Origin of the sequence: Nonomuraea sp. NPDC049714, from assembly GCF_044465295.1 — a bacterium.
Classification (GTDB): Bacteria; Actinomycetota; Actinomycetes; order Streptosporangiales; family Streptosporangiaceae; genus Nonomuraea.
The window spans coordinates 160,776-184,210 of record NZ_JBITLM010000013.1; the positions used below are offsets into that span (position 1 = coordinate 160,776).

A 23,435-nucleotide genomic window follows, 5' to 3' on the forward strand; every position below is an offset into this window, starting at 1 on the left:
AAAGCCTGACGAATGCTGCCTCTGCGTACCTTGAGGCATGGAGGGGGCAGGAATGATGGTTGGTGACAGGCATGACGAGTCCCGATACCTCCCGATCGGGGAGCACGGCCTGATCGGCGACCTGAGGACCGTCGCGCTCGTCGGGACCAACGGCACGATCGACTGGTACTGCTGCCCGCGCTTCGACTCGCCGAGCGTGTTCGCCTCGCTGCTGGACGCCGACAAGGGCGGATCGTTCGAGCTGACCGCCGACACGCCGGCCAGGACCAAGCAGTTCTACTTCCCCGACACCAACGTGCTCATCACCCGGTTCTTCGCCGAGGACGGCGTGGGGGAGATCCAGGACTACATGCCCATCCCGGAGAACTCGCGCGAGGCCGACCGGCACCGGATGATCCGCCGGGTGTCCTGCGTACGCGGCGCGCTGCCCTTCCGCGCCCAGATGGCGCCCCGCTTCGACTACGCCAGGCAGGCGCACACCGTACACCTGGCGGGGGAACGCGCGACGTTCGCGTCGCCGTCGTTCACCCTGGCGCTGACCGCGAGCGTCCCGCTGGAGACCGACGGCCAGGACGTGCGCGCGTGGTTCAAACTGCACGAGGGAGAGTTCGCTGTCTTCGCCCTCGATCACGTCGCCCCCGGCGTGGAGCCGCGCGGCTGCCCGATCTCCGAGGCCGAGAGCGAGTTCGCCGCCACGGTCAGTTACTGGCGGCACTGGCTGTCCGCCTCCAGGTACCGCGGGCGCTGGCGGGAGGTGGTCCACCGCTCCGCGCTCACGCTGAAGCTCCTCACGTACGCGCCGACCGGCGGGATCGTCGCCGCCCCCACGACCAGCCTGCCCGAGCAGATGCACGGCGAGCGCAACTGGGACTACCGGTACGTGTGGATCCGCGACGCCGCGTTCTGCGTGTACGCCCTGCTGAGGCTCGGGTTCACCGAGGAGGCGGAGGCGTTCATGGGCTTCCTGTCCGAACGCGTCCCGCTCGACGACGGCGGCCTCACCGGCCCCCTGCAGATCATGTACGGCATCGACGGCCGCCGGGACCTGCCCGAACAGGAGCTGAGCCACCTGGCGGGCTACCGTGGATCTTCGCCGGTCCGGATCGGGAACGGCGCCGCCGAGCAACTCCAGCTCGACATCTACGGCGCGCTCATCGACTCCATCTACCTCTACAACAAATGGGGCGAGCCCATCGCCAGCGACCGCTGGGACCAGCTGTGCAGGCTGGTGGACTGGGTCTGCGAGAACTGGGACCGGCCGGACGAGGGCATCTGGGAGACCCGTGGCGGGCGCAAGGACTTCGTGTACTCGCGGCTGATGTGCTGGGTCGCCATCGAACGCGCCATGCGGGTGGCCACCCAGCGCGGCCTGCCCGCCGACATGCGCCGCTGGCGCGAGTGCCGCGACGCGATCTACCGCCAGATCATGCGGCGTGGCTGGTCGGCCGACCTTCAGGCGTTCGTCCAGCACTTCGACGACGACGTCCTGGACGCCTCCGTGCTGATGATGCCGCTGGCCAAGTTCGTCTCACCGACCGACCCCAAGTGGCTGTCCACCCTCGACGCGCTCGGCGACCAACTCGTCTCCGACTCGCTGGTGTACCGCTACGACCCCGAACGCAGCCCCGACGGGCTGCAGGGCATGGAGGGCACGTTCTCGATCTGCTCGTTCTGGTACGTCGAAGCACTCGCCCGCGCCGGCCGCCTCGACGACGCCCGCCTGGCCTTCGAGAAGATGCTGACGTACGCCAACCACCTGGGCCTGTACGCCGAGGAGATCGGCCACACCGGCGAGCAACTCGGCAACTTCCCCCAGGCGATCACCCACCTGGCCCTCATCAGCGCCGCCGTCAACCTCGACCACGCCCTCGGCTGACCGGCTCACCGCGTTGCTCCTGCGGTCGCGGTCACGTGGCCGACTCGCCCGTCCTGATGTCCTCGCCGCTGCGCCAGAACTGCGTGCACGCCCACAGGCCGAACGCCATCGCCGGCACGCCGACCGACAGCAGCACGGTCATGACGGCGGTCGCCTCCTGGACGTCCTCGGCATCGCCGAAGTCGCCGGGCGGGAGGTACGCCATCATTCCCCAGATGAGCGCGCCGGCCACGATCATGAGCATCGCGGCCCCGCAGATCCACAGGTCGAGCCGCCACCCGTAGGAGAACGAGCGCCAGAACGGCTGCGCCCTGCGGATGACACGCCCGCTCGGGCTCTTGGCCGCCTGCCGCCGGTACCAGCGGGCGTAGCAGGTCTTCTTGACCAGTGAGCCGAGGACGGCGCCGTTCACCGGCGTGATGATCGCGCCCCACAGGAACCAGGAGAAGAAGATGTCGGCGTCCCAGTCCAGGGTCCAGGGCAGGCCGAGCAGCGCGCCGGCCAGCACCGCGAGCCCGACGAACCACGCCAGGTGCATCGGCGTGGACAGCAGCCGGATCTCCGACTGAAAGCTTCCTTCAGGACTCTTCTTGCCCCGCCGCTGTTTCGACACCCCGATCGACCCGCGCCGGGTGTACTCCAGGATCCACATCGCGCACATCAGGAGCATGCCGATCCAGCTGAACACATACGGGTTGTCGATCACGCCGAGCAGCCCGCCCGAGACGTCGGCCCGCTCCTCCCCGGTGTGCCAGGACACCAGCGTGAGCACCCCGGGGAGCAGCGTGGCCAGGAAGAAGAGCACGCACAGCGTGAAGACGATCCACCAGAGGACGCTGGGCCGCCCCTTGCCGCCCCCGAGTCTGCCGTCCTTGCCGAGGATCGCGTACCCGATCATGTTGGTGGGGTTGGGCCTGTCCATGGCAGTCCATTTCGCTCGGCTGGCGGTCCCGACGGCGCTGGTGGCGCCTGTGCGGCTATGACGTACGGGGGATCTTATGGGGCCGTAGCGGGCGGTCGGAGAGGCGCATCCACGTGCGGCCGGCTTGGCCGGCACTTGACGCCCAGATGGAAGTGGTCTATTACTTACATCTAGTTCGGCTGTACGACTGGCTTGTTCGGCGTGCACGCTGCCTATTTAATAAAGCGGTCAACCGCTTTCATAACAGAGAAGGTTAAGACATGAGCGACACCGTCTCCACGCCGCAGAGCACCGACAGCGTCAGGGCTGCCGCGCAGCAGACGTTCAGGGACCACCTGGACCACCTGGCCGCCGGGCGGATCGCCGAGTGGGGGGAGCTGTTCACCGAGGACGGGGTGCTGGAGTTCCCCTACGCACCGAAGGGCTACCCGACCCGGATCGTGGGCAGGCAGGAGCTGCGCGGGCACCTGAGGAGCTTCTCCGAGAACTTCCGCGTCGAGTTCACCGACCTGCGCTTCCACGAGACCGTGGACCCCTCGCTGGTCATCGCCGAGCTCAAGAGCGAGGGCGTCGCCCTGGCGACCGGCCGGCCCTACAACCAGACCTACATCTCCGTGGTGGAGACGAGGGACGGCAGGTTCAGCCGCTACGTCGACTTCTGGAACCCGCAGGTGGCCGTCGAAGCCCTCGGCGGCGGCACTGACGACATGGTGTCGGCGTTCAGCGACTGAAGGGCGTAGGTCACCGCCGGCCCCGTCGGCGGCCGGAACGGACCAGGCGGTTTGACGCCCCTGGGGGATGTGGTTGATTACTTCCATGGAAACCAGGACACGGCAGCGTTCCACCGCCGAGGAGCGCCGGGCCACGGTCATGCGGACGGCGATCAAGTCGTTCGCCGCGCGCGGCTACTACGGGACCTCGACGATGGACGTGGCCAAGGCCGCGGGCATCTCGCAGGGATACCTGTACCGGCTGTTCAAGGACAAGGAGACGCTGTTCGCGGCCCTGGTCGACTACTGCTCGAACCGCCTGCGGGAGTCCGTGGCCGCCGTGGCGGCGTCGGTGCGGAGCACCGACCCGGAGGTGGTCCTGCGAGCCCTGACCGCCTCGTACGACCAGGTCATCGCCGACCGTGACGTGCTGATGATCCTCATGCACGCCCAGGGCTGCGCGGGTGAGCCGGTCATCGGCGAGGCGGTGCGCCAGTGCTACGCCAAGCAGATCGAGTACATCCGCGCCGTCTCCGGCGCCTCCGACGAGCAGATCCGCCGCTACTTCGCGGACGCCCTGCTCAGCAATGTCGTGGTGGCGATCGACGCCGCCGCCGTCGACGCCCCGTGGGCGCGCACGCTCCGCGCGTAGCGACACCTTTCTCCGCGCACGGCGGCCGGCAGAGCCCGCCTGGCTCGGTCATCCGCTGGTGCGCGCCCACGCGAGAATGCGTGCCGCCAGCTCGGCGGCGTCGTCTCCGGCGAACACCGTGGGGGCGAGGGCGCGGCCATGAGCGGCGTCGGCCATCGCCTCCTCGATCCAGTCCCGCGGCGCGCCGCGCTCGTGCAGCCGGTGGAGGCGTACCTCGTCCGGGCAGTCGATCGTAATCGTGCGCCATGTCAGGTTCGTCAAGCCCTGGTGGAGAAGCTGCCGTTGTGCGGAAGGAAGCGGCAGGTTGGCGGCGGATCGCGCGGAACCTGAGGGTCTCGCATGCGGATGGCCCTCACCATCGGCTCATGGGTGAGCCGTGGGTCGCGACCGTGGCCGGGCGGAGCCCCAGGCCATGGAGCAGCCGTAAACCTCACCCGTGAGGAGATCACATGATCAAGGCCACGACACGCACGGACCTCTGGAACCCGAAGACCTACGACGCGTTACGCAGGCAGCTCATCCCCTCGTTCGATCTGCTCTACGCCGGCGCGGCCGAAGCGGTCGCCGCCAGTGTGGCGTCCGATGCCGGCATCCTGGATCTCGGCGCCGGTACCGGACTGCTCAGTGCCACCCTCCGGCGGCGGTTGCCGCAGGCGCGGCTGACCCTGGTCGACCATTCCGACGACATGCTCGACCAGGCCCGAGCCCGCTTCGCCGAAGACGACCTCGTCACGACGCGCATCGCCGATCTGACCGGGACGCTGGAGGGTGGCCCCTTCGGCGCCGTCGTGTCGGCGCTGGCGATTCACCACCTTCCGCACGAGGAGAAGCAGCGCCTGTTCGGGCGCATCAGGGACGTGCTCCAGCCCGGGGGCGTCTTCGTCAACGTCGAGCAGATTCTCGCCCCGTTCCCGTCGCTGGAGTCGCTGTACGACGCTCAGCACGAAAGGCATGTCCTCGACTCCGAGACCCCGCCGGACGAGTGGGCCGCAGGACGCGAACGCATGAAGCACGACATCTGCGCCGACCTGGAAACCCAGCTTCGCTGGCTACGGCAGGCCGGATTCGACCAGGTCGACTGCCTGGTCAAGAACTGGCGCTTCGCCACGTACGCCGGCTGGACCCGGGCGTGACCGTGCTCTACGACGCCTTCCACTCAGCCGCGTCGGCTCGGCTGGACAAGTGCGCGGTCCGGACGGCCGACGGCGCCGTCATCAGCTACGCGAAACTGCTCGCCCTCGTCGGTGGAATCGCGGGCGGCCTCCGGCGGGCAGGCGTACGAGAAGGGCACACCATCGCCACTTCGCTGGGCAACAGCCCCGGCTACGTGGCACTCATCCTGGCGACGGCCCGGATCGGCGCTTCCTACGTGCCGATGATCCGCGAGTTCGGTCAGGGTGATGTCGAAACCGCCCTCGCTCTCACCCGAGCCACTCTCATGGTGGTGGACGGGAGCAGGCCCGAGCTCCGCACCGCCATCCCCCACGTAGGCCTGGACGAGCTCGCGGCCGCCGATCCCCTGCCGTACGAGGAACCGCACCGCCCATTCCCAGGAGTGTTCCGATACCTGTGGACCTCGGGCTCGACCGGATTCCCCAAGCTCATGTCCTGGCGGCAGGACAAGTTCCTGGCCGAGCGGCAGCGATGGATCGCGCACACGGGACCGCGCGACACCGACGTGTTCTTCTGCCGGCACACGCTGGATGTCGCCCACGCCACCGACCTGCACCTGTTCGCCGCTCTGCTCGCAGGCGCGGAGCTGGTGCTGGCCGACGTCGAGTCGACCCCGTACGAACTCCTCACGCACCTGTCCGCCTGCGGAGCCACCGTGATGAGCGCCCTGCCCCGTCACTATGAGCAGCTCGCCCAGGCGGCCCGTGCCGGGGCGTGCCCCGATCTGACGAGTCTGCGGCTGCCGTTCTGCGGCGGTACCTATCTCAGCCCGGCGGTCGTCCGCGACTGCGCCGACATACTCGGTGTGCGCATCCGTCAGCTCTACGGCTCCACCGAATTCGGCCTGGCGGCCGTCAATCTGGACGACGTCGTCCAGGACGAGGGCGCCATGCCCCTGGTGCCGGGGGTCGGCGCCCGGCTGGTGCCTCTCTCCCCGGGCACGGCCGACATCGGGGAGCTGGTGCTGCGTTCGCCCTGGACGAGCGAGGGATACCTGAACGATCTCGATGCCCACGCGCGTACTTTTCGCGACGGAGAGTACTGGACCGGCGACATCGCCCGCCGCGATGGCGACGGACGGTACCGGATCCTCGGCCGGGCATCGGAGACACTGCGCTCCTCGCACGGTCCCATCTGCACTCCCATGCTCGATGCGGACCTGGTCGCGAACTGTCCGGTGGCCGAATCCGTCAGCCTCGCCACCCGGCCGGGAGCGTACGACGAGAACGTCCTGGTGGTCGCTCGACCCCGAGATGTGCCGGACGCGGCCGCCGTCGCCTCTGTCGGGAGCCGGCTGGACCACCACGGGCTCGTGGGGGACATCCACATCGTGGACGCCATTCCGTACACCGCCGTGGGGAAGCCCGACAAGGCGCTGCTGCGCGAACGAGTGGCGTCAGGCCCCCTCGTACGCCGCTCGCGGCGCGCAGCCACCGGAACCATGGTGATCGTGCCCGGGTGGGGGATGACCGCCCGTTACTTCGACCGGGCCGTGGCCGACCTGCGCACCGACCACGACGTCATCACCATGGACCTGCGCGGCCACGGGGCGGGTCCGCCGGCTCCTCCGGACTGGACGATCGGCGAGGCGGCAGAGGAGGTGCACGACCTCATCGAGCGTCGAGACCTGCACGGGATCACGCTGATCGGATGGTCGCTGGGCGCCGGCGTCGCCTACTCCTATCTCCACCGGTTCGGAACCGACCGGGTGTCGAGGCTGGTGTCGATAGAGATGTCGCCCCGCCTCCTGTCCGAGGACGGCTGGGAACACGCCGCCTTCGGCGGCCTGGACCGCGTGGGCGCCCGCGACGTGGGACGGAGCGTCGTGGCGGAGCGCGATTCCTTTCTGGAGGGCTTGGTCCGCAACTGCTTCGCGGTCGGCACGGAACCTGACCAGAACCTGCTGAACGGGCTCATCGCCGAGTCGAAACGCTGCACGGCGACCGCACTGCAGGCGCTCTGGACAGACGCCCTGGCCCAGGACTGGCGGACGCAGATCACCCGGATCACCGTTCCGACCTTGCTGATGCATGGGGCGAAGAGCCAGATCTTCCCCACGGACATCGGCAAGTGGATGGCGAACGCGATGGCCGACGCCACGCTCGTCACCTTCGCCGACAGCGGCCATCTCCCCTTCATCGAGGAAACCGAGAAATTCGTCTCCGAACTCCGGAAATTCAGCGCGGGAAGGCCTGGCGAACATGGATGACATCAGCGTGAACTCGGCGCGTCGGCTGTGCTGGATCTATCCGGATCGGGGTACGGCCACGCAGCGGCGTCTGGAGCACGACAACGTCTGGGGCCACTACCAAGAGGTCGCGAAGGGCCTCGGGCTGGAGATGTCCCTGCACCAACCGGAGGAGATCGCCGTCGACGCCACCCGGATCGACGACGTGCGGTTCTTCCTCAACGGGGAACGGGTGACGCCCGAGGACACGATCTTCGTCACGCATTTCTACATACTTCCGCACCAGACCCAGGACGCCTGCGGCCAGGTGACGTTGTACAGCGTTCTTGAGCAGGCGGGCTTCTACCTGCCGATCCCACCGAGGATCGCGTACATCGGGCGCGACAAGCTGGCCACGATGGTGTTCCTGAGCGGCAGCCCGGTGGCCCCGCTGCCGACGGTCAGGCTGGGCACCGGACGCTCCGGGGCGACCTGCCACTACGACGCGGCGCTGAGCAACCTCGCCTACCCACTGATCGTCAAGCCTGCTTACTGGGGGATGGGGCTGGGCGTGAGCGTCGTACACAACATCCACGACCTGCGCGGCGTCATCGGCTTGGCAGGTGGCTCCGACACCGCCCTGGTGGTGCAGCCGTACTTCGAGAGTGTCGGGGAATGCAGGATCTTCGTCATCGACGGAAAGCCGCACACCATTCTCCGGGGCTCGAAGGACGGCTATTGCCTCATGGCCACCAAGGCCAGCGGCGCCCGTCACGAGAGGGAATATCTGCAGTCGCTGCCGGAACTGGACGAAACCGTGTCCTACGTGGCCGACAAGCTCCGGTTGCCGTACTTCACGCTCGACTTCATCATCGACGGCGACCGGTTCTGGCTGTCGGAGATCGAACCTGACGGCGCGGTGGGATTCAGCCAGAACACCGAGCAGGCGGCGATCGCCCGCGCCATCGTCGAAGCCAGGTTCCGGGCGTACTCACGGGAGCACGCCGCCTGGATCGGGAAGGCGGAACGGCTCTCGTGATAGGCCGGATCGCGACAGACGAGGTGATGAGCCACGCCCGCGGCGCAGGAGCGCCGGAGTCGGCGACCGGCCTGGCGGATCTCGACGTGACCGGGCCGGCCGACGTGCTGGACATGACCCGGGCGATGGCAGGTGACAGCGGCGCGATGCTCATGTCCAGCGGTGGCACGACCGGCGCGCCCAAACTCACCTTCGTCCCCTACCACCAGGCCATCGATCGGCTGCTGGAAGAGTGGCGACCCCTGTCCCGAGGGGATGTCCTGCTGAACCTCTTCAACGCGGGCCGACTGTGGGCCTCGCACTACTACATGCACCGGCTCGCCGAGCGCAGCCACTGCACCGTCATCCCCCACGGGCCGCTGGCCCCACAGGAAGCGGGACGATGGCCGCAGATTTTCGCTCAGGTCGGCGTCAACGCGGTCGCCGGTACGCCGACCGGCTTGGCGGATCTCGCCCGGGGCGTGCTCGACACGGAGACGAGTCTTCCGATCGAAACCATCATCTGGATGGCCGAACCATGGAACCAGAGCAACGTCGACATGGTCCGGGAGGCGTTCCCCCAGGCCCGGTTCTGGGGCAACTACGGCTCGGTGGAGACCTATGTGATCGCTACGAACACGCCCGACTGCGATCTGACCACCCTGCACCTGATGCCGGATCAGCTCATCGAGCCGGACGACCGGGGCGCGCTGCTGACGCGGATCGGATCCGGCTGGACGGCCCCGGTCGTGCGCTACCGGCTGGGCGATCGCATCGCCGCCGCTGAGTGCCGCTGCGGCCGTCCGGACGGGTTGAGGGTGCTCGGGCGGGCCGACGACGCGGTCAAGTTCTACGGGGCGACCTTCGGCATCGGAGAGGTCCTGGACGTCGTCCACCAGGTGCGAGGGGTACGGGAAGCCCAGCTGGAGCTGGCGGGGCTGAGCGATGCCCGGATGGCGGTGAGCGCCGTCACCGTGAAGTACGTCGGCACGGCGAGCGTCACGCTCCTGCGGGCGGCGCTGATGAGGGAGTTCACGCGCTTTCGGACGGTGCTGCGGCAGCATCCTCAGGCGATCGCGATAGAGAGGGTGTCACAGCTCCATCGGGTGGACAGAACCAACAAGGTGCCCCCAGCCGTCTGGGTGAAAGCCGCGGCCGGATGAGCCCGCCTGCCCCGGGCGCTGGAAAAGGCGTGCGGAGCCGGGCGATCCTCCCCTTGCTCGTGGGCGGCTACTTCATGGCGCAGTTGGACATGACGGTCCTCGTGGTCGCCCTCCCGAGCATCATCCGAGATCTCGGCGCCACCGTGCCGGAAGGGCTGTGGGCGGTGAACGCCTACGTGCTGACGGTGGCCGTCAGTCTCATCACCACGGGGCGCCTGGGTGACGTGCTGGGCCAGAAACGCGTGTTCGTCTGCGGGCTCGCGGTGTTCACCGTCTTCAGTCTGATGTGCGGCCTGGCGCAGAGTCCTTGGCAGCTCATCGGGGCGCGAGCGTTCCAGGGGCTGGGCGCGGCGCTTCTGCTGCCGCAGGTCCTGGCGCTGATCATGGTGGTCTTTCCCCCTGAGCGACGCGGCACCGCGCTGGGCGTCAGAGGGGCCGCCGGGGCAGGTGCCGCGGTCGCGGGGCCGGTGATAGGCGGGCTGCTGGTCCACGCGTACGACTGGAGGGCGGTCTTCTTCATCAATGTCCCCATCGGCCTGTCGCTCCTGCTCCTCGCCCTGGTGCTCATCCCCGATCTCCGCTCCGGGAAGGTCCGCCGGCTGGATCCGATAGGGGTGCTGCTCCTGTCGCCTGCCCTGCTCTGCGCGGTGCTGGTCATGACGCAGGGAAGCGCCCATCGCTGGAACGGCTGGATCGTGGCGACCGCCTGCTGCGCGATCGTCCTGATGTGCTGCTTCGTGCGTCAGCAGAGCAGGAAGCAGCACGCTGAGCCGCTGATACCGTTCGCGCTCTTCCGTGACCGCAACTATGCGCTCATGACCCTGGCGGGCGCGTCCGTCTCCATGAGCGTCTTGAGCTTCACCCTCATCCTGTCCTTCGTCCTTCAGGACGGGCACAGGCTCGCCCCGCTCGCAACAGGGGCGCTCATCGCACCTGCCTCACTCACCTCGATGCTCCTGGCGCCCTTCGTCGGCCGGCTGTCGGACCGCGTCGACCCGAAAAGGCTGCTGCTGGCCGGGCTCGTCTTGTCAGCCGTCGGCATGGCGTCGCTGGCGCTGTCCCTGGGCGCCGGGGTGACGTGGGGCGGCATCATCGCGTCGATGGTGGTCGTCGGTGCGGGCAACTCGATGCTCTTCACCCCGCTGACCGGTATCGCGCTGCGCCGGGTCACGCCGAACGTGGCCGGCACCGCTTCCGGGGTGCTCGGCACCGTGCTCCAGTTCGGCTCGTTGGCGGGCAGCGCCGCAGTCGGTCTCCTCCTGCACGGCAGGGCGGCGGCGGACGGCTCGACGGGAAGCGTACTCACGTTGCTCCTCCTCCCGCTGCTGGCGCTCCTCGTCGCCGCCCTGGCGGTTCATTCGGTTGACAGGCCGGCGCGGGACCGCAGCCGGTGGAAGATCTCGCCGAGCTGAGCCACCTCTTCCGTGGTGAGCGCGTCGAAAACCAGATGTCGTACGCCGCGCGCCGCACCGCCGGGAGCCTGGCATGAGCCACCCCCTGAGAGTCGTCGTCGTCAACGGCAGCCCCAACGAGCGGTCGAAGACCATGGGGCTCGCCGGCCTCGTCACGTCCCGGCTCAGCGAGTCCCTGCCGGTCGGACTCCATCGGGTCGATGTCTACCGGCTCGGGCCGAGCTTCACCGGAGCCACCGTGCGCGAGGACGTGTCGCCCGAGGTCGAACAGCAGATCCGCCTGGTCGAAGAAGCCGACGTGGTCATCGCGGCGACACCGGTGTTCCGGGCGTCGTACTCCGGAATGTTCAAGCACTTCTTCGACCTGGTCGACCAGTACGGCCTCGCCAACAAGCCCGTCATCCTGGTGGCCACCGGGGGAAGCGATCGGCACGCGCTCGTCATCGAGCACGCGCTCCGGCCGCTCTTCGGCTTCTTCCAGGCCGCGACCGCGCCGGTCGGCTTCTACGCCAACGCGGGCGACTTCGACGGCACCGTCGTCCTCAACGGCGAGGTGTACAGCCGCGTCGAAGTGGGATTGGCCGACATCATGCCGCAGCTGAAGGCACTGGCCGACGGCCCGGACAGTGCGCGCGGCTAGCGGCGTACCGTGAACCTCAGATGCAGCACCCGTTCGCCCTGGATGACCATGTGGGGATCCTCCAGGAGACGCTGCCCGTCGATGCTGCCGAAGTAGCGTTTGCCCGACCCGAACACCACCGGCACCACGTCCATCGCCACCTCGTCCACGAGCCCGAAAGTGGGCGGCGGGACGTTCATCCGGCGGTTCCGGGGGCGGGTACGGCGTGTTCGGCGGCGCGGCTGACCTGCTCCCAGGCGGCCCAGGTCGCCATCCGCCGCCGGGAGATGTCGAAGGCCAGGTCATAGACCATGCTGCCGAGCAGCAGCCGCAGTGGCGGGTCGTCGCTGTCGACCAGCTTCAGCAGCGCCTCTGCGGCCAGCCGCGGCTCACTGTCGACCGACCCCTCGGCCCACTGCTTCTCCAGCTCGGCGCGCAACGGGCCGTACTCCGCCGAAGGTGACGTCGTCGTCATGCTGGTGTACAGGTCGGTCCAGTAGCCGCCCGGCTGGACGATGCTGAGCTTGACGCCGAACGTCGCGGCTTCCATCGCCAGCGCCTCGCTCATGCCCTCCAGCGCGAACTTGCTCGCGCTGTACATCCCGGTGCTGGGGAAGCCGCCCAGGGCCGCGATGCTGGAGACCTGCACGATGTGGCCGGAGCGCTGGGCGCGCAGGTGCGGCAGGACGGCCTGGCAGACCCACATCGCCCCGAAGAGATTGACCTCCAGCTGGGCGCGCGCCTCGGCTTCGGTGAACTCCTCGATCATGCCCGAGGACATGGTCCCGGCATTGTTCACCACGATGTCGAGCCGGCCGAAGTGCTCCACGGCGGTGTTCACGGCGGTGAACACCGCGTCGCGGTCGGTCACGTCCAGCGGAAGGGCGAGCAGCCGATCTCCGTACCGGTCGTCGAAGTCCTGTCGGGTGATGGTGCGGGCGGCGGCGGCCACGTGATCGCCGCGCTCCAGCGCGGCGAGAGCGAACGCACGGCCCAGGCCGCGGCTGGCTCCCGTGATGAACCAGGTGCGGGAAGGGACGGTTTCCGGGGTGCGCATATGCAGAACTCCATTGGTTTGCCTACCTTGTACGAGACGGTTCGTCTCGCTTGAGACGTGACAGTACCGCTCCCTCTTCGCTGAGTCAAGACGGACCGTATCGTCTAGTTGGTGGCCGGCGCGGATCTCCCTGAACCCAGGTGGAAGGCGCGGCGGTAGGCGGACGGGGAGGTCCGCATCGCCTGGGCGAAGTGGTGGCGGTAGGTGACCGCGGTGTCGAAGCCGACCGTCCTGGCGATCTCCTCGATCGGCGTGCCGGTGGTCTCCAGCAGAGCCAGGCTTGCCTGGATCCGTTGGTCGATCAGCCACCGGATCGGTGTGGTGCCGGTCGAGCGGGTGAAGTGCCGCAGGTAGGTGCGGGCCGACATGCGCGCCTGCCGGGCGAGCGCGTCCACCGTGATGGGGCTCGGGAGGTTCGCCAGCGCCCATGCCATGCTCCGCGCGACCCGGTCGTCGTCGGAGTGGGCGGACATGGGGGCCTCGATGAACTGTGCCTGACCGCCATCGCGGTGTGGTTGGATCACCAGCCGCCGGGCGACCGCGTTGGCGATCGCGGCCCCGAAGTCCCGTCGAACGATGTGCAGGCACAGATCCAGGCCGGCGGCGCTCCCGGCGCTGGTGAGCACGTCCCCGTTGTCGATGTAGAGCACGCCGGGGTCGACGTCGACGCCGGGATGGCGCCGGCGCAGTTGGTCGGCGTAGCGCCAGTGGGTCGTGGCCCGGCGGCCGTCCAGCAGTCCGGCGCCGGCGAGGGCGAATGCTCCCGAGCAGATCGACATGATGCGCGCACCCCGGCGATGAGCCTGGCGCAACGCGGCGACCAGCTCGGGCGACGGGTCTGCCGTGATGTCGGACACGCCGGGCACGATCACGGTCTGCGCCGTCGCGAACGCGTCCAGGCCGTGTGGTGTGTACAGGCTCGCGCCGCCGATGACACGTAGCGGGCCGGGATCCTCGGCACACATGGTGAGGTCGTACCAGGGCACGTCGAACTCCGGCCGGGGCAGGCCGAACACCTCGGTGACGATGCCGGTCTCGAAGACCGACATGCCGTCGTAGGCCAGGACGGACACGCTCGGGCCGCGCCGCGCTGGTGGATGCATGGCGGAAACTTAGCAAACAGCGTCATCTACGCCACGTGACAGATGGCGGGATCTTAGCGGGGGACGTCGTTCCCGCCACTGGTGCCGGCCGGTGGCCATGACCAGGATCGTGGGCATGACAAACGTGATCTCGGTCGTCCTCTCAACCCCTCCCGCCGCGCCGACGGCGGCCGCCGCCCACTTCGCCGCGCGGCTGGCCTTCGAAGCCGATGTCAGCGACGTCCATGCCGACCTGGAATCCGGCGCGTCCGGGCTGGTCGTGGTCGATTCGCGCAGCGTCGAGGCATGGCAGCAGGGGCACCTGCCCGGCGCTGTGCACCTGCCGACCCGGGAGATCGCCGTTCGGGCGGCGGAGGTCATCCCGCCCGGCACCGCCGTCGTCACCTACTGCTGGGGGCCCGGCTGTAACGGCGCCACCCGGGCGGCTCTCGAGTTCGCCGAACTCGGCTACGAGGTCAAGGAGATGATCGGCGGTTACGAGTACTGGGTGCGCGAAGGCTTTCCGGTGCGGACGGAGGACGGCTTGATCCGCCGGCCGGTGGACGATCTGACCGCCCCGCCTCTCGCCGACTCCTGTGGCTGCTGACATGACCGCCGCATCGATCACGACGAGTCGCGTCCCCTCATGCAGGACGAGCGTGCGGGTCGTCGACCTCTCCGACCGCGCCCGTGGCCACTATCGTCTGGACGCGTGCAGCGCGGTCAGGGCCTGCCTTTCGAGCAGGCGGAAACCGCAGGATCCGGCGATCGCCACGGCCTGCTCGGCGTTGTAGCTCGCCGAGGCCGGGTCACCGGCGGCGAGCCGGGCGGTGGCGAGGCCGACCAGTGCCCGTGCCTCCACGTAGGGATAGGTGTTGTGCGCGATCGTCACGCAGCGCTCGAACCACTGGGCGGCGGCCGTCGCGTCGCCGAGCGCGAGGTACGCCTGCGCCGCGGTGGCCGCGGTCTGCGCCGTGGCCTTCCTGTCGTGGACCGCGATCGCCATGTCGTGCGCTCGCCTGGCCACCTCCAGCGCGGTGGCGGCGTTCCCGCGCTGTCTGTGCACCTGGCTCAACTCGTCCAAGGTGGACAGCTCGCCCCGCATGTTCGACCTCTTCCGGTACGCCACGAGCACGTCGGTGAGCAGGTCGGCGGCGCGCGCCGGCGCTCCGAGCTGCCGTAACGCGCTCGCCAGATTGCCCCGGTTGGCCAGCGCCGACGTCTCCCGGCCGGTCGCCTCGTTGATCTCCAGGGCCGCTTTGAGCAGCTCGGCGGCGTCCCGCAGCTCGCCCTGGCACAGCCGCATCACCCCGAGCCCGTTGAGCGCGACCGCCCGCACGTGGCCGAGCCGGTCGTTCTCGGTCAGCTCAAGCGCGCGGTGCAGCCACTCCTCCGCGTCGGCGAGCTTGCCCTGCTCCAGATAGAGCCACCCGATGGAATGGGACAGGTACGCCGCGGCGGTCGTCCAGCCCGTGGTGACCGCCAGCTGTTCACCGGCCAGGCAGTCGGACAGCGCCTCCTCGTCCCGGCCGACCGACCACAGCGCCTGGCCACGGCTGATCAGCATCGCGGTCCGCGCGACGTCGTCGCCCGCTCTGGCGGCCGCGTCCAGACCGACTTCCGCTGCGGGCAGCCAGCCGTCGATGTGCCGGCGGATCAGGAAGTAGCCGCGGAGCTGGTCGGTGATCCGCCAGGACAGCGCGCGGTCGGCGGACTCGGCCGTGTGCCTGACGACGGCGACCAGCGCGGGCAGCTCGGCGTCCAGCCAGGCGAGCGCGTCGGCCTCGGTGGCGAAGAACGTGTCCCGCTCCGCATGCGTGTCGAGCCGTACGAGCTGCGGGTACACCCACTCCATCGCGGCCGTCACCGCGTCGGTGTACCAGGTGTACAGCCGGGAACGCGCGCTCTCGCCCTCGGCGTCATCGGCGAGCAGCCGCCGGGCGTACAGGCCCAGCAGGTCGTGGAACCGGTAGCGGTCCGTCGCGTACTGCATCAGCATGTTCGTCTCAAGCAGGTCCTCCAGCACGCGGTCGGCGTCGGTCGGCGGCATCGCCAGCAGGACCCCGGTGCTGTCGGCGCCGAAGTCGTCACCGGGGTGCAGGCTGCACAGCCGGAACGCGCGCTGGGCGGCGGCGCTCAGATCGGCGTAGCTGAGCTGGAAACTGGTGAGCACGCTCGACTCGCCGGTGGACAGCTCGGTGAGTCTGCGGTTGTCGTCGCGCAGCCGGCGGGTCAGGTCGGCGATCGTCCACGCCTGCCGGGTGGCCAGTCGCGCGCTCGCGATGCGCAGCGCGAGCGGCAGCCGTGCGCACGCCTCGGCGAGCTCGCCGGCCGCGTCGGGATCGGCGTCGATCCGATGTGATCCCGCGGTCGCGGCGATCAGGGTGATCGACTCCTCCCGGTTGAGCGGTTCGAGATGGACGGCGCACGCACCGGCGAGGCCGAGCATCCTGCGCCGGCTGGTCACGATCAGGTCGCTGCCGCCCGCACCCGGCAGCAGCGGCCGGGCCTGATCGGCGTCATGCGCGTTGTCCAGCAGCACCAGCATCCGCCGGTCGGCGAGCTCACTGCGGAACAACGCGGCCGCCTCGGTCTCGTCGGTCCCGATCCGCCTGCTCGGCACGCCGAGGGCGCGCAGGAACCGGCCGAGCACCAGCATCGGTTCGAGTGCGGTCGCGGTGGTGCCGCGCAGGTCGGCGTAGAGCTGACCGTCGGGATACTGCGCGCGCAACCGGTGCGCGGTGGCGAGCGCGAGAGCGGTCTTACCGACTCCGGCGATGCCGTCGATCAGCACGATTCTGGACGAGGCCGGTCCGGACTCCTGGCCCGTCCTGGCGAGCGCGGCCTCGATCCTGGCCATTTCGTCCGCCCTGCCGACGAAGTCCGGCGGCGCGGCGGGCGCCTGCTGGATCGCGGTCCGCCCTCTTGTCCGTCGGCCGCGCCGCTCCTGCTGCCGGAGCACCGCCAGCTGGGCGGACCGCAGCCGTTCGCCGGGGTCGATGCCGAGCTGGTCGGCGAGTGCGGACCGGATCCGGTCGTACGCCGCGAGCGCCTCCGCCTGCCGGCCGCTCGCGGCCAGGGTCAGGATCAGCTCGACGTGCAGCGGCTCGTCCAGCTCGCGCCGATTCACCAGCTCCCGCACCGGTTTCAGGGCCCGTTCCGGCTCGCCGAGATCGCGCGCCAGCGTGGCGAACGTCTGGACGGTGGTGGCGTACTCGGTGGCCAGCGCGGTGTACAGCGGGCTCGACGCCACCCGCTCCGCGCCTATCTCACCGCGCCACAGCGCGATGGCTTCGGCGAGCCGGCCGAACGCCTCCTCCGGTGTGTCGTACGCCGCCCGTGTGGTGAGGTCGCGGAACGCGAGCAGGTCCAGCTGGTCGGCGGTGACCGCGAGCCGGTAGCCGGTCTGACCGCCGAGGAGCACGCCGTCTGCGTCCAGCAGCCGCCGTAACCTGGCGACGAGCGTATGCAGCAGGCTCACCGGGTGCTGGGTTTCGCCGTGCTGCCACAGCAGGTCGATCAGCTCGTTCTGGCCGACCGCCGCACCGGCGTCGAGCGCGAGCCGCGCGAGCAGCGTACGTTGCAGGTCGGAGCCGAGGGATGCCTGGACATCGCCGTGCCAGACCTCGATCGGACCGAGCACACGGATGCGCAGCGGGCCGCCACGGATCGGACCGGCGTCGGCGCGCTGGGTGCGCAGGGTCTCGGCGGCGGCGGCGTGCAGTCGCTCGACGTCTGGCCCGCTCAGCCCGAGTGCGGCGGCGATGGCCTGGACCGAGTCCCGCTTCGGGCTTCTAGTCCGGCCCTGTTCCAGATCGCGGATCGTGCCCGCGCTCACGCCCGCCCGCTCGGCGAGCTGCCGTTGCGTCAGTCCGGCTCGGAGGCGATGGGCTCGAAGCAGCCCGCCGAAGCTCGTCTCCCTCACTCGCGCCCACACCGAGTGAGCAGACCGTTGATCCGCGATCTCCGGGACACCAGACGATCCTAGGCCAGGAGACGCCACGAACCCCAGCGTGCGGCGGAAGCACGTTGGGGCCCGTGTCAGATCAGTGGTCGTCCGTCCTGGATGTCGCGGCCGGCACATCCAGGAGCGATGTCATCCGGTGGGGACGGTCGCGACACCGAGGATGCGGAAGGCGTCGACGCGGACGTTGCGGAGACCGCCTTCGGGATGGACCGAGACCTCGGTGCCCGGCTCGAGTGCGTCGAGGACGTTGCCGTCCCCCTCCCAGAAGGAGACGTGGCCGACCGCTTCGTCGGTCGTCTTGTAGAAGATCAGGTCACCGACCTTGAGGTCCGCGTAGTCGACCGACTTGGCGTAGAACTTCGACGGAGTCTGGTGGTTCCTGGCCCAGTTCCACATGTCGACGGCGCGGCGGACCGGCCAGCCGGGGAAGTTGCCGATCGGGTTGTAGGAGGTCATGACCAAGCCGGAGCAGTCGAGGCCCGGACGCTCCGGGGTGTCCTCACCCCCGAGGACGTAGGGTATGCCGCGCTTGCCCATGGCGTTCTTGTGAGCGATCATGGTCCAGTTGTAGATCTCCCGGACCTCGGTGCAGTGGGTTCCTTGCTCGGTCGTCCCGTTCTGGACCTGCACCCTGAGGTGGTTGATGTTGGGGATGTTGCCGGGGTTCCAGTCGGACTCGAGCCCGACCTCGTGGTGGCCGTTGCCGCCTCTGAGGACGAAGTACGGCTCGCCGCTGGGGAAGATGAAGGGCGCCCCGTCGTGGTCGGCGTCGTGGGCCTGGATCCGCAGCACCGGGGAGATGGCGGTCGCCGTGCCGGTGTCCTCGAGACGCCAGCGAACGGTCACCCTGTCGCCGGCCTTCCAGTCGACCTGAATGAAGGCCTTCGCACCCGGGCATTCGACGGTGAGGGTGCCGCTCGGGTTGCTCAACCCGTCGGCGGACGCAGGCGGCGCGGCCACGAAGACGGCACCGGAGATCGAGACGACGAAGGCCACGAGCAACGTCATGATTCTGGGTTTCACGTGCTTCCTCTCATGGTGGAGATTCCTGTCGTCGTGGAATCGGCGAGACTCGCAACCCCTGGCGGCCTGTCGCTTTCGAGGAAGGTGGGAAGGGCGAAGTCAGGCGTTGCCGCACGTCCACGGCTGTCGGCCGCGGGCCCGTACAGGTCATGGCGGCTTGCTCAGAACGTTAGGGATCGCCACTGGCACGGCGCTGTCCGTACTCCACCCGTACCGGACACGCGCCGTGACGTGGTACGGGCGCTAGTCCACCTCGGCCACGGGCTGGGTGAACTGGGCGGCGTGCAGCCGGGCGTAGGCGCCGCCCGTGGCCAGCAGCGACTCGTGCGTGCCCTGCTCGACGATCCGCCCGTTCTCCATGACCAGGATCAGGCTGGCGTCGCGGATCGTGGACAGCCGATGGGCGATGACGAAGCTGGTGCGGCCCTCGCGTAGCGAGCTCATCGCCTGCTGGATGAGCACCTCGGTGCGGGTGTCGACCGAGCTGGTCGCCTCGTCCAGGATCAGGATCGCCGGCTCGGACAGGAACGCCCGGGCGATCGTGATCAGCTGCTTCTCGCCCGCGCTGACCGTCGCGCCCTCCTCGTCGATCACCGTGTCGTAGCCGTCGGGCAGCGTGTGCGCGATGCGGTCCACGTGGGCGGCCTCCGCGGCGGCCTCGATCCGTTCGAGCGTGGCGCCTTCCGCGCCGTAGCCGATGTTCTCCGCGATCGTGCCGCCGAACAGCCAGGTGTCCTGCAGCACCATGCCGAGGTTGGCGCGCAGCTCTTCCCTGGACATCTCGGCGATGTCGACGCCGTCGAGGGTGATGCGGCCGCCGGTCACCTCGTAGAAGCGCATGATGAGGTTGACCAGCGTCGTCTTGCCCGCCCCCGTGGGGCCGACGATGGCGACGGTCTGGCCGGGCTCCACGGTCAGCGACAGATCCTCGATCAGCGGCCGGTCCGGCGCGTAGCGGAAGGACACGTTCTCGAACGCCACCCGGCCCCTGACCTGCGCCGGCCGCGCGGGCTCGGCGGGCTCCGGTGACTGCTCCGGAGCCTCCAGCAGCTCGAAGACCCGCTCGGCCGAGGCGACGCCCGACTGCACCAGGTTCGCCATGCCGGCCACCTGGGTCAGCGGCTGGCTGAACTGGCGGGAGTACTGGATGAAGGCCTGCACGTCGCCCAGCGAGATCGAGCCCGAGGCCACCTTGAGCCCGCCCACCACGGCGACCAGCACATAGTTGAGGTTGCCGATGAACATCATCGCCGGCTGGATGAGGCCGGAGATGAACTGGGCGCGGAAGCTGGAGGTGAACAGGGCCTGGTTGTGCTCGGCGAAGGTCACGGCGGCCTCCTGCTGCCTGCCGAACACCTTCACCAGCGTGTGCCCGCCGTACATCTCCTCGATATGGCCGTTGAGCTTGCCCGTCGTCGCCCACTGCTCGATGAACTGCGGCTGCGACCGCTTGCCGATGACCGCGGTGACGTAGATCGACAGCGGCACCGTGACCAGCGCGATGAGCGCCAGGAGCGGCGAGATCCAGAACATCACCGCCAGCACCGCCACGACCGTCAGCACCGACGAGATGAGCTGGCTCATCGTCTGCTGCAGCGTCTGCGCGATGTTGTCGGTGTCGTTGGTGGCGCGGCTGAGGATCTCACCGCGTGACTGGCCGTCGAAGTGGCTCAGCGGCAGCCGCGCCAGCTTGGCCTCGATCCGCTCGCGCAGCCGGGACGCCGCCCGCTGCACGATGGTCGTGGTCAGCCGGAACTGCATGATCCCGAGCAGCGCCGCGAGCAGGTAGATCGCCAGCACCCAGCCCAGCACCTGGGCCAGCGCGGTGAAGTCGATGCCGCGGCCGGGCACCACGCTCATCGACGACACCATGTCGGCGAAGGTGCCCTGGCCGTCGGCGCGCAGCCCCGCCACGGCCTGCTCCTTGGTGCTCCCCGCGGGCAGCCGGCCCCCGATGATGCCGGCGAAGATCAGGTCCGTGGCGTGACCGAGGAGCTTGGGGCCCGTCACGGTCAGCGCGACGCTGGCCGTGCCGAAGGCCAGGACGACGATCAGCAGCGCGCGCTCGGGACGCAGCAGGAGCAGCAGGCGGCGGAGTGAACCGCCGAAGTCGAGTGCCTTCTCGGCGGGTCCGGACATCATCGCGCCCGGGCCGATACCGCCCTGGGGACGGCGCGGGGGCGCCTGGGTGGTCATGCTGCGGCCTCCTGTTCGGTGAGCTGGGACAGCACGATCTCGCGATAGGTCGGGCAGGTGGTCATGAGCTCGGCGTGGTCACCGGAGCCGACCACGCGGCCCTCGTCGAGCACGAGGATGCGGTCGGCGTCGCGGATCGTGTTCACGCGCTGGGCCACGATGACGAGCGTGGCGTCGGTCATCTCCGCCGCCAGCGCGGCGCGCAGCCGGGCGTCGGTGGCGTAGTCGAGGGCGGAGAAGGAGTCGTCGAACAGGTAGATCTCGGGCCGGTGCACCAGGGTCCTGGCGATGGCCAGGCGCTGGCGCTGACCGCCGGAGACGTTCGTGCCGCCTTGGGAGATCGGCTCGTCCAGACCACCGGGCATCTCCTCGACGAACCCACGGGCCTGGGCCACCTCCAGGGCCTGCCACAGCTCCTCGTCGGTCGCGTCCGGCCTGCCGTACCTCAGGTTGGAGGCGACGGTGCCGGAGAAGAGGTAGGGCGACTGCGGGACCAGGCCGACCGCCCGGGAGAGCACGACCGGATCGAGATCGCGTACGTTGACGCCGTCGACCAGCACCTCGCCCTCGGTCGCGTCGAACAGGCGGGGAATGAGGTTGAGCAGCGTCGTCTTACCGCTGCCCGTGCTGCCGATGATCGCGGTGGTACGGCCAGGCCGCGCCACGAAGCTCACCTCGGACAACACCGGCTCCTCGGCGCCCGGGTAACGGAAGTCCACGGACCGCAACTCCAGCTCGCCGAGGCGTCTGTCCGGGATGACGGGGGTCGCCGGCGGGTGGACGGTCGGCTCGGAGTCGAGCACTTCCTCGATGCGCTCGGCGCAGACCTCGGCCCGCGGGATCATCATGAACATGAACATCGCCATCATCACCGACATGAGAATCTGCATCAGGTAGGAGATGACCGCGGTCAGCGCGCCCACCTGCATGGATCCGTCGGCGATGCGGTGGCCGCCGAACCACACCACGGCGACACTGGACACGTTCACCACCAGCATGACCGCGGGGAACATCAGCGCCATCAGCCGCCCGACCCGGAGCGACACATCGGTCAGCTGCTCGTTGGCCACGGCGAAGCGCTCGCGCTCGTGCCTGTCGCGAACGAAGGCCCTGATCACCCGGATGCCGGTGATCTGCTCGCGTAACACCTGGTTGATCCGGTCGATGCGCTCCTGCATCGCGCGGAAGTGCGGGCGCATCCGCACCACGATCACGCCCACGACGAGGATCATCACGGGCAGCGCGACGAGCAGCAGCGACGACAGCGCCACGTCCTGACGCAGCGCCAGCACGATGCCGCCGACGCACATGATCGGCGCGGCCACCATCATCGTGAACGCCATCAGCACGAGCACCTGGACCTGCTGAACGTCATTGGTGGTACGGGTGATCAGCGACGGCGCGCCGAACCTGTTGACCTCCTGGGCGGAGAAGTCCTGCACCCGGTGGAAGATCGCGGCCCGCAGGTCCCTGCCCAGCGCCATCGAGATCAGGGCGCTGTAGTAGACGGCCACGAACGAGCAGGCGATCTGGATGAGCGTCACACCGAGCATCACCAGCCCGATGCGGGTGATGTAACCGGTGTCGCCCTTGACGACGCCGTCGTCGATGATGTCGGCGTTCAGTGTGGGGAGATAGAGCGTGGCCAGGGTCTGGACGAACTGGAAGAGGACGACGAGCGTGATCTCTTTCCCGTACGGCCTGAGCTGGGCCCGCAGAAGGCGGAGCAGCATCAAGAGGGGCTTTCTGTGGGAGGGATCGAGGAGGGTCGCACGAGCAGCCCGTCGAGCAGAACGGAGACGATCTCCTCGTCGTCCATGTCTCCGAACTCGCCGCCCTGGCCGAATCCACGGTGCACGCTCACCGCGATCAGCATGAGCAGCAGCTGCGCCGTGGCTTCGGGAGAGCGGCGCAGCCGGTCGCGATCGGGCTCGACCAGAAGGGCGAGCCCGGCCGACATCCGACGCCGGCCGTCCATCATCCGCTCGCGGAACTCGGCGTCTTCGGCCATCAGCTCCTTGGGCGCGGTGATGAGGTTGACGTTGGCGTTCATTCCCGCCCGCAACATCGTGACCGCCTCGCGCAGCCGCGCGCGCAGCTCGATCCGCGTGTCGATGGCCGCCAGCGCGTCCACCGTCGGTTGTGGGTCGAACGCGCTCATCAGTGCCGCCCGGAGCAGCGAGGCCTTGTCGGGGAAGACCCCGAAGATCGTTCCCTCGGCCACGCCCGCGGCCTCGGCGATCTGCCGGGTGCTCACCGCGGTGCCGTGCTCGCGCAGCAAGGGGAGCGTGGCGGCGATGAGCGCGGCACGGCGGTCTTCTGGTGCCATGGCCGGCACCCTTCGCCTTCTGGTCATGCGACTCACTCTAATGAGCGAGTACTCACTCGTTCAAATGGT

At 69.1% G+C, this 23,435-nt stretch carries 20 protein-coding genes; 10 read left to right on the forward strand and 10 right to left on the reverse strand.

The genetic code is table 11. The annotated features are described in order from the left end of the window. Positions 1–52: 52 nt before the first annotated feature. On the forward strand, positions 53–1,876 hold the full coding sequence (locus ACIBQX_RS39365) for a glycoside hydrolase family 15 protein (protein WP_397013765.1): 1,824 nt from the start codon (positions 53–55) through the stop codon (positions 1,874–1,876). A 31-nt stretch (positions 1,877–1,907) separates the two neighbouring features. On the opposite strand, the gene ACIBQX_RS39370 is transcribed toward ACIBQX_RS39365, so the two are convergent. Then, positions 1,908–2,798, reverse strand: a complete 891-nt coding sequence (locus ACIBQX_RS39370; RefSeq protein ID WP_397013767.1) for a hypothetical protein — start codon at positions 2,796–2,798, stop codon at positions 1,908–1,910. Positions 2,799–3,058: 260 nt separating this feature from the next. On the opposite strand from ACIBQX_RS39370, the gene ACIBQX_RS39375 reads away from it, so the two are divergent. Both ACIBQX_RS39375 and ACIBQX_RS39380 read left to right on the forward strand, forming a co-directional pair. Next, positions 3,059–3,529, forward strand: coding sequence for a nuclear transport factor 2 family protein (locus ACIBQX_RS39375; protein ID WP_397013769.1), 471 nt, complete (start codon positions 3,059–3,061; stop codon positions 3,527–3,529). Between the two features lie 85 nt (positions 3,530–3,614). Then, positions 3,615–4,160, forward strand: a complete 546-nt coding sequence (locus tag ACIBQX_RS39380) for a TetR/AcrR family transcriptional regulator (RefSeq protein WP_397013771.1) — start codon at positions 3,615–3,617, stop codon at positions 4,158–4,160. 48 nt (positions 4,161–4,208) lie between these two features. Here ACIBQX_RS39380 and ACIBQX_RS39385 read toward each other — a convergent pair whose 3' ends face one another. Continuing rightward, a complete protein-coding gene (locus ACIBQX_RS39385) occupies positions 4,209–4,421 on the reverse strand; it encodes a hypothetical protein (RefSeq protein WP_397013773.1) in 213 nt (70 codons plus the stop codon). A 188-nt stretch (positions 4,422–4,609) separates the two neighbouring features. Between ACIBQX_RS39385 and ACIBQX_RS39390 the strand changes: the two genes are divergently transcribed. The 6 genes from ACIBQX_RS39390 (at position 4,610) to ACIBQX_RS39415 (ending at position 11,733) form a co-directional block, all read left to right on the forward strand. Further along, on the forward strand, positions 4,610–5,293 hold the full coding sequence (locus ACIBQX_RS39390; RefSeq protein WP_397013775.1) for a class I SAM-dependent methyltransferase: 684 nt from the start codon (positions 4,610–4,612) through the stop codon (positions 5,291–5,293). Further along, positions 5,290–7,542, forward strand: a complete 2,253-nt coding sequence (locus ACIBQX_RS39395; protein ID WP_397013777.1) for an alpha/beta fold hydrolase — start codon at positions 5,290–5,292, stop codon at positions 7,540–7,542. The genes ACIBQX_RS39390 and ACIBQX_RS39395 overlap by 4 nt, the downstream gene beginning before the upstream one ends. Before the next feature lie 7 nt (positions 7,543–7,549). Then, positions 7,550–8,539: a RimK family alpha-L-glutamate ligase gene (locus tag ACIBQX_RS39400; protein ID WP_397013779.1), complete on the forward strand. Its 990-nt coding sequence runs from the start codon at positions 7,550–7,552 to the stop codon at positions 8,537–8,539. Positions 8,540–8,565: 26 nt separating this feature from the next. Then, positions 8,566–9,681 (forward strand): AMP-binding protein, encoded by a 1,116-nt coding sequence (locus tag ACIBQX_RS39405; protein ID WP_397013781.1) that lies wholly within the window; start codon positions 8,566–8,568, stop codon positions 9,679–9,681. A gap of 29 nt (positions 9,682–9,710) precedes the next feature. Continuing rightward, positions 9,711–11,093, forward strand: coding sequence for an MFS transporter (locus ACIBQX_RS39410; protein ID WP_397013783.1), 1,383 nt, complete (start codon positions 9,711–9,713; stop codon positions 11,091–11,093). A gap of 73 nt (positions 11,094–11,166) precedes the next feature. After that, positions 11,167–11,733, forward strand: coding sequence for an NAD(P)H-dependent oxidoreductase (locus tag ACIBQX_RS39415; protein WP_397013785.1), 567 nt, complete (start codon positions 11,167–11,169; stop codon positions 11,731–11,733). Here the strand turns inward: ACIBQX_RS39415 and ACIBQX_RS39420 are convergent. The 3 genes from ACIBQX_RS39420 to ftrA all read right to left on the reverse strand — a co-directional run bounded on the left by ACIBQX_RS39420 (position 11,730) and on the right by ftrA (position 13,872). After that, positions 11,730–11,912 carry a hypothetical protein gene (locus ACIBQX_RS39420; protein WP_397013787.1) on the reverse strand — a complete coding sequence of 61 codons (183 nt, stop codon included), beginning with the start codon at positions 11,910–11,912 and terminating at the stop codon, positions 11,730–11,732. The two genes, ACIBQX_RS39415 and ACIBQX_RS39420, sit on opposite strands and share 4 nt — an antisense overlap. Continuing rightward, positions 11,909–12,769 (reverse strand): SDR family oxidoreductase, encoded by an 861-nt coding sequence (locus ACIBQX_RS39425; protein WP_397013789.1) that lies wholly within the window; start codon positions 12,767–12,769, stop codon positions 11,909–11,911. The genes ACIBQX_RS39420 and ACIBQX_RS39425 overlap by 4 nt, the downstream gene beginning before the upstream one ends. Before the next feature lie 104 nt (positions 12,770–12,873). Next, positions 12,874–13,872 (reverse strand): transcriptional regulator FtrA, encoded by a 999-nt coding sequence (gene ftrA / locus ACIBQX_RS39430; RefSeq protein WP_397013791.1) that lies wholly within the window; start codon positions 13,870–13,872, stop codon positions 12,874–12,876. 115 nt (positions 13,873–13,987) lie between these two features. Between ftrA and ACIBQX_RS39435 the strand changes: the two genes are divergently transcribed. Then, positions 13,988–14,458: a rhodanese-like domain-containing protein gene (locus tag ACIBQX_RS39435; RefSeq protein ID WP_397013793.1), complete on the forward strand. Its 471-nt coding sequence runs from the start codon at positions 13,988–13,990 to the stop codon at positions 14,456–14,458. 90 nt (positions 14,459–14,548) lie between these two features. On the opposite strand, the gene ACIBQX_RS39440 is transcribed toward ACIBQX_RS39435, so the two are convergent. From ACIBQX_RS39440 to ACIBQX_RS39460, 5 genes are all read right to left on the reverse strand, one after another. Beyond that, positions 14,549–17,788: a BTAD domain-containing putative transcriptional regulator gene (locus ACIBQX_RS39440; protein WP_397013795.1), complete on the reverse strand. Its 3,240-nt coding sequence runs from the start codon at positions 17,786–17,788 to the stop codon at positions 14,549–14,551. 159 nt (positions 17,789–17,947) lie between these two features. After that, positions 17,948–18,826, reverse strand: coding sequence for a C40 family peptidase (locus ACIBQX_RS39445; RefSeq protein WP_397013797.1), 879 nt, complete (start codon positions 18,824–18,826; stop codon positions 17,948–17,950). A gap of 258 nt (positions 18,827–19,084) precedes the next feature. Further along, entirely contained in the window at positions 19,085–21,037 is a 1,953-nt protein-coding gene (locus ACIBQX_RS39450) for an ABC transporter ATP-binding protein (RefSeq protein WP_397013799.1), read from the reverse strand. Then, a complete protein-coding gene (locus ACIBQX_RS39455) occupies positions 21,034–22,770 on the reverse strand; it encodes an ABC transporter ATP-binding protein (protein WP_397013801.1) in 1,737 nt (578 codons plus the stop codon). The genes ACIBQX_RS39450 and ACIBQX_RS39455 overlap by 4 nt, the downstream gene beginning before the upstream one ends. Then, positions 22,770–23,393, reverse strand: coding sequence for a TetR/AcrR family transcriptional regulator (locus tag ACIBQX_RS39460; protein ID WP_397013803.1), 624 nt, complete (start codon positions 23,391–23,393; stop codon positions 22,770–22,772). The genes ACIBQX_RS39455 and ACIBQX_RS39460 overlap by 1 nt, the downstream gene beginning before the upstream one ends. Positions 23,394–23,435: the final 42 nt, after the last annotated feature.

Bases quoted from the DNA above. Each gene is read 5' to 3' on its own strand.
- ACIBQX_RS39415 (WP_397013785.1), top strand. From the start codon at position 11,167: ATGAGCCACCCCCTGAGAGTCGTCGTCGTCAACGGCAGCCCCAACGAG.
- ACIBQX_RS39445 (WP_397013797.1), bottom strand. From the start codon at position 18,826: ATGACGTTGCTCGTGGCCTTCGTCGTCTCGATCTCCGGTGCCGTCTTC.
- ACIBQX_RS39460 (WP_397013803.1), bottom strand. From the start codon at position 23,393: ATGACCAGAAGGCGAAGGGTGCCGGCCATGGCACCAGAAGACCGCCGT.
- ACIBQX_RS39435 (WP_397013793.1), top strand. From the start codon at position 13,988: ATGACAAACGTGATCTCGGTCGTCCTCTCAACCCCTCCCGCCGCGCCG.
- ACIBQX_RS39405 (WP_397013781.1), top strand. From the start codon at position 8,566: ATGAGCCACGCCCGCGGCGCAGGAGCGCCGGAGTCGGCGACCGGCCTG.
- ACIBQX_RS39370 (WP_397013767.1), bottom strand. From the start codon at position 2,798: ATGGACAGGCCCAACCCCACCAACATGATCGGGTACGCGATCCTCGGC.
- ACIBQX_RS39455 (WP_397013801.1), bottom strand. From the start codon at position 22,770: ATGCTGCTCCGCCTTCTGCGGGCCCAGCTCAGGCCGTACGGGAAAGAG.
- ACIBQX_RS39425 (WP_397013789.1), bottom strand. From the start codon at position 12,769: ATGCGCACCCCGGAAACCGTCCCTTCCCGCACCTGGTTCATCACGGGA.
- ACIBQX_RS39375 (WP_397013769.1), top strand. From the start codon at position 3,059: ATGAGCGACACCGTCTCCACGCCGCAGAGCACCGACAGCGTCAGGGCT.
- ACIBQX_RS39365 (WP_397013765.1), top strand. From the start codon at position 53: ATGATGGTTGGTGACAGGCATGACGAGTCCCGATACCTCCCGATCGGG.
- ACIBQX_RS39450 (WP_397013799.1), bottom strand. From the start codon at position 21,037: ATGACCACCCAGGCGCCCCCGCGCCGTCCCCAGGGCGGTATCGGCCCG.
- ACIBQX_RS39380 (WP_397013771.1), top strand. From the start codon at position 3,615: ATGGAAACCAGGACACGGCAGCGTTCCACCGCCGAGGAGCGCCGGGCC.
- ACIBQX_RS39390 (WP_397013775.1), top strand. From the start codon at position 4,610: ATGATCAAGGCCACGACACGCACGGACCTCTGGAACCCGAAGACCTAC.
- ACIBQX_RS39420 (WP_397013787.1), bottom strand. From the start codon at position 11,912: ATGAACGTCCCGCCGCCCACTTTCGGGCTCGTGGACGAGGTGGCGATG.
- ftrA (WP_397013791.1), bottom strand. From the start codon at position 13,872: ATGCATCCACCAGCGCGGCGCGGCCCGAGCGTGTCCGTCCTGGCCTAC.